The sequence below is a fragment of the Sharpea porci genome, assembly GCF_009695655.1.
Lineage (GTDB): Bacteria > Bacillota_I > Bacilli_A > Erysipelotrichales > Coprobacillaceae > Sharpea > Sharpea porci.
The window spans coordinates 1-5,125 of the sequence record NZ_VUNM01000054.1 but is presented as its reverse complement, the minus strand read 5'-3'; the positions used below and the strand labels follow the sequence as shown (position 1 = coordinate 5,125).

At 38.6% G+C, this 5,125-nt stretch carries 3 protein-coding genes; 2 read left to right on the top strand and 1 reads right to left on the bottom strand.

Annotation, left to right across the window (positions count from 1 at the left end):
* Positions 1-105: 105 nt before the first annotated feature.
* Positions 106-2,400 (bottom strand): endopeptidase La, encoded by a 2,295-nt coding sequence (gene lon / locus FYJ79_RS12190; RefSeq protein ID WP_154518871.1) that lies wholly within the window; start codon positions 2,398-2,400, stop codon positions 106-108.
* Positions 2,401-2,618: 218 nt separating this feature from the next.
* Between lon and proB the strand changes: the two genes are divergently transcribed.
* Both proB and FYJ79_RS12180 read left to right on the top strand, forming a co-directional pair.
* Positions 2,619-3,740, top strand: coding sequence for a glutamate 5-kinase (gene proB, locus FYJ79_RS12185; protein WP_154518869.1), 1,122 nt, complete (start codon positions 2,619-2,621; stop codon positions 3,738-3,740).
* Positions 3,741-3,743: 3 nt separating this feature from the next.
* On the top strand, positions 3,744-4,982 hold the full coding sequence (locus FYJ79_RS12180) for a glutamate-5-semialdehyde dehydrogenase (protein ID WP_154518867.1): 1,239 nt from the start codon (positions 3,744-3,746) through the stop codon (positions 4,980-4,982).
* Positions 4,983-5,125 lie beyond the last annotated feature (143 nt).

The following is a 5,125-nucleotide window of genomic DNA, read 5'->3' as shown; positions in this document are numbered from 1 at the left end:
GTATATAGAGTCTTTATTCTTTATAGTTTCCATAGCTCTATTATACCACAAAATAGCGGCATCATTCACTATATGTGTGATGCCGCTATTTTTTATGCGTCTATTTTATTTCGGGACAGACCCTTTTAAAATACCAACAGTTTTTAAGACTTCTTCAATATGATGAACAGGAATAATTTCAAGATGTTCTTTGACTTCCTTAGCAACATCTTCAAGATCATCAACATTTTCTTTTGGAATAAAGACTGTCTTTACACCTGCACGATCAGCTGCCATAAGCTTTTCAGGAAGGCCACCAATAGGCATAACATTGCCACGTAGAGAGACTTCGCCTGTCATTGCATATTGTGATGAAACAGGTTTACCTGTAACAAGTGATGCAAGGGCTGTAGTAAAGGTAATACCAGCTGATGGACCATCTTTCTTGATTGCGCCTTCTGGGACATGAATATGGATGTCATTATTTTCAAAGAAATCTGCTTTCTCAGGGAAATAATGCTTAACGAGCGTTAAGGCAATTTCAGCCGATTCTTTCATCACATCTTCGAGCTGTCCAGTTAAGATGAGCTTGCCAGATCCTTTTGTCTGCATTGTTTCAATAAAGAGTATTTCACCACCAACCTGAGTCCATGCCAGACCGGTTACAACACCTGGCTGTTTCATTTCTGTAACATGCTCGTGAGTAATTGGATGCATGTCGAGATATTTTCTCAGCATATCCTTTGTGACAGTGATTTTCTCTTCACCTTTGACAAGTTCAACAGCTGCTTTACGACAGATTGCATCCATACGTTTCTTTAAGCCACGTACCCCGGCTTCAAGAGTATAGTCATTGACGATTGTTGCGAGAACATCATCATCAAGTTCTAGTTCTTCAGGTTTGATACCCATTGTTTTCATGGCTTTTGGAAGTAAGTGACGTTTAGCAATTTGTTGTTTCTCTAATGGAGAATAGCCATTAAATTGAATGACTTCCATACGGTTTAATAATGGGGCTGGAATGGTATCTGTGGAGTTAGCTGTACAGATGAAGAAAACATCACTTAAGTCATAGGAAACATTCATATAGTGGTCTGTGAATGTACTATTCTGCTCTGGGTCAAGGACTTCAAGCAATGCGCTTGCAGGATCACCATTATAGCTTACGCCAAGCTTATCCACTTCATCTAAGACCATCACTGGATTGCTTGTTCCTGCTTTGGCAATAGCATCCATAATACGACCAGGCATAGCACCAATATAAGTACGACGATGACCACGGATATCAGCTTCATCTTTGCTGCCTCCTAAGGCCACACGTTCATATTTTCTACCAAGTGCTCTGGCAATAGATTGACCTATAGAAGTTTTCCCTGTACCAGGTGCACCAACGAATAAGAGTATAGAACCGGATTGTTTTTTATTAAGGTTCATTACGGCAATTTGCTGGAGAATTCTTTCTTTGACTTTGGCTAAGCCATAATGATCTTCATCAAGAATTTCCTGGGCTTTATTTAAATCAATTTTCTTAAAACGTGATTTCTTCCAAGGAACTTGTGTCATGAAGTCTAGATAGTTATAAAGCTGTCCATATTCAGGAGAGTTCTCACCTTCCTGCTTCATACGATTCAATGTCTTACGGGCTTCTTTTTCTGCTTCTTCATTCATTGAAGCTTTATTGATCTTGATTTCAAATTTACGAATTTCAGAGACGTTTTCAGGATGCATTGCATCAAGTTCTTTCTGTAAAAATTCAATTTGTTTTTTCAAAGCCTGTTCACGATAAGCTTTCTGGTTATCTTCTTCCTGAGCTGTCTCAGCTTCGCTTGTAACACGGTAGATTTCAATATTCTCCATGATAACTTTCTTATAAAGCTCAAGACGTTCTTTCTTGCTGTCAGTCGCAATGAAACTATATTTGTCTTCAGGCGTAATGGTCATCCATGAAGCACCAGTCGCAATAACTTCTTCAAGAGAACGCAGACGGACAACCCATGTACGATACATATTCCCCATGCTCATATACTTTAAAGCACCAAGCAGGGCTGTCTTTGTTTCTTCAAGCGTACTCTTTTCTTCATTAGCAGTCAGGTCTTCAACGTCTGGACGATCAGTGTAAGAGATGCTGATTTCATTGTTGGTGATGGATATATCTTTGATATTGGCACGATCAGTTGTTTTGATGGCAATATAGCCATTGAGATTAACTTCTGAAACACTGCCTGATACACCAACAGGTTCAAAGGCATCATTGGTAAGTTCATCATAAGGCGTATCTTCTTTCTGAACAATAAAGATCACATTATCACCAATAATAGGATCTTTACCTGTCATTTGTTTATAATAATCCGCATTAAAATACAATGTTGCATTAGGTATCACTATCGTATCATAAACGGGAATTACAAGTGCATTTTCCATATTTATCCTCCTCTTTAGCAAACCTATAAAAAGAGTGCTAATATCTTTTGAAAAGAAAGAGTACCTAGCGGTACTTCTCTTAATTCAACACTATTGTAATTCTATATGATCTATTAGTCAATTGATGTACACAAAGAGTTGATGGATTTTTTAGAAGACTGTTTGCGTTGTATCTTAAGGGAATAATGGTTATAATGACACAAAGAGAGGAAAAGAGAATGGAAAGATCAGTCAAAGATATTAAGAAAATCATCATCAAAGTGGGAAGTACGACCCTTTGTGATCATGATGGACAAATCAATAAGGAAAAGATCCTAAAAGTTATTGCTCAGATTGCGAAACTTAAAAGAGCAGGATATACAGTCTTGCTGGTATCATCTGGAGCGATTGCAGCAGGCATGGGAGCTTTGCATCTTGACCAAAAGCCGACTCTTCTTCCTCAAAAACAGGCTCTCGCAGCGATCGGTCAGGCGCGTTTAATGGAAATCTATGAAGAGCTTTTTAGTATTTTTCAGATGCGTTGTTCTCAGATCTTATTGAATCATGGGGATTTTGATGACCGTAAACGTCTCATGCATCTTAATTTAACGATGAATGCTTTATTAGATTATGATGTAGTACCAATTATTAATGAAAATGATGCCTTATCTGTTGATGAGATTAAGGTGGGTGATAATGATACTTTAGCGGCCTTGCTTGTGCCAGTTGTCGAAGCCGAACTTCTTATTCTGGTTTCCGATATTGATGGCCTTTATACAGCAAATCCACAGCTAGATCCTAACGCTAAGCTTTTATCCTATGTCGATCATTTAACACCAAAAATCATGAGCTATGCCGGAGATAGTCATTCAACACTAGGAACAGGCGGCATGGCGACAAAGCTCAAAGCGGCAAAGATGGTCAATGATTTTGGCAGCAACATGTGTATTGTCAATGGTTCTAAGCCAGATGCCATTGTTAATGCCTTGGTTGATGAAGGCACTTGGTTTAATGGGGCGAGTGGCCGAAAGATGAAAGCACGTGAACACTGGATTGCCTACCGTTCAAAGCCTAAAGGGAAGCTTGTTGTAGATGAAGGATGTCAAAAAGCCTTAATGCGTCATACATCACTTTTACCTAAAGGAATTGTTGATATTGAAGGGGATTTTCTTTCAGGTGCAGTAGTTGATATTGTGAATCAAGAGGGTGAACTTCTTGCCAAAGGTATTACTAATTATGCCAGTGATGAAGTCAGACTTATCAAAGGTGTCAATACTGATCAGATAGAGAAGATCCTACATTATAAAGATTATGATACGATTATTCATGCTAATAATATGGTTGTCTTGGAGGAAAAATAAAGAATGAATGCACAATTAGAAAATCAATTAAGAGCTGCAAAGATGGCTGCTCGTGAAATGATGACATTGGATACAACGGATAAGAATAATGCCTTACAGGCCATAAGTGAAGGGCTGCTTGCGCATAAGCAAGATATCTTGGATGCCAATGCGATTGATTTAAAGAAGGCTAAAGAGAATGGTATTACAGATGCCATGTATGATCGCTTAACACTTGATGAAAAGCGTATTGAAGCACTGAGTGCAAGCGTAAAGAGTTTGATTGACTTACCTGATCCAGTAGGGGAAGTCATTCGTGAAATTGATCGACCAAATGGTTTAAAGATTGTTCAGGTACGTGTACCAATGGGTGTCTATGGTATTATTTATGAAGCAAGACCTAATGTCACTGTTGATATTGCAGCATTATGTTTAAAAAGTGGGAACTGCTGTGTACTTAAAGGCGGGAAGGAAGCTATAACGACCAATAAGGCTTTGATGCATATTATGCTTGAAGCTATTGCTGGTATTGTTCCTGAAGGTGTGCTTTCTTTGATTGAAAATAATGATCATGAAATTGTTGATGAACTTATTCATGCCAATGATTATCTTGATGTTGTTGTACCAAGAGGGGGAGCAGGACTTATTCAGTTTGTTGTCAAGAATGCCACAGTACCTGTTATTGAAACAGGGGCTGGCATCTGTCATCTCTATGTTGATAAGGATGCAGATCTATCGATGGCATTAGAAATTGCGAAAAATGCGAAATTACAGCGTCCATCCGTATGTAATGCTATAGAAACTATCCTTATACATAAGAATGTCTATGAAGACTTCTTGCCACCACTTAGAGCTGCCTTCAGCAAGGTGAAAATCTATGGTGATGAAAGAACCTGCGAAGTCATCAAGGCAGAAGAAGCAACAGAGCGTAATTATGCGACAGAATATGATGATTATATTGTTAATATCAAGATTGTTGATGATGTCAATGAAGCCATTGATCACATCTACAAGTATTCAACAAAGCATTCAGAATCCATTATCACAAACAATCAGGCAACAGCCGATCTCTTTATGAATGCTTTAGATTCTGCCTGTATTTATCATAATGCCTCAACACGTTTCTCCGATGGGGGAGAGTTTGGCTTTGGGGCTGAACTTGGTATTTCAACCCAGAAATTACATGCCAGAGGTCCTCTTGGCTTAAGAGAAATGTGTTCATTTAAATATAAGATTGAAGGCAATGGACAAATTAGAGAATAGGCACACATTGTGTGCCTTTTCTTTTGTAGTACAAGCGAAGCTTGTATCTAGTCTTTAGACAGTTGAGCGTACGTAGGACGCGAAACAATAAACCACCTGCTATGCAGGTGGATGGCAAGACAGTTATACAAAAACATCACCGT

Bases quoted from the DNA above. Each gene is read 5' to 3' on its own strand.
- proB (WP_154518869.1), top strand. From the start codon at position 2,619: ATGGAAAGATCAGTCAAAGATATTAAGAAAATCATCATCAAAGTGGGA.
- FYJ79_RS12180 (WP_154518867.1), top strand. From the start codon at position 3,744: ATGAATGCACAATTAGAAAATCAATTAAGAGCTGCAAAGATGGCTGCT.
- lon (WP_154518871.1), bottom strand. From the start codon at position 2,400: ATGGAAAATGCACTTGTAATTCCCGTTTATGATACGATAGTGATACCT.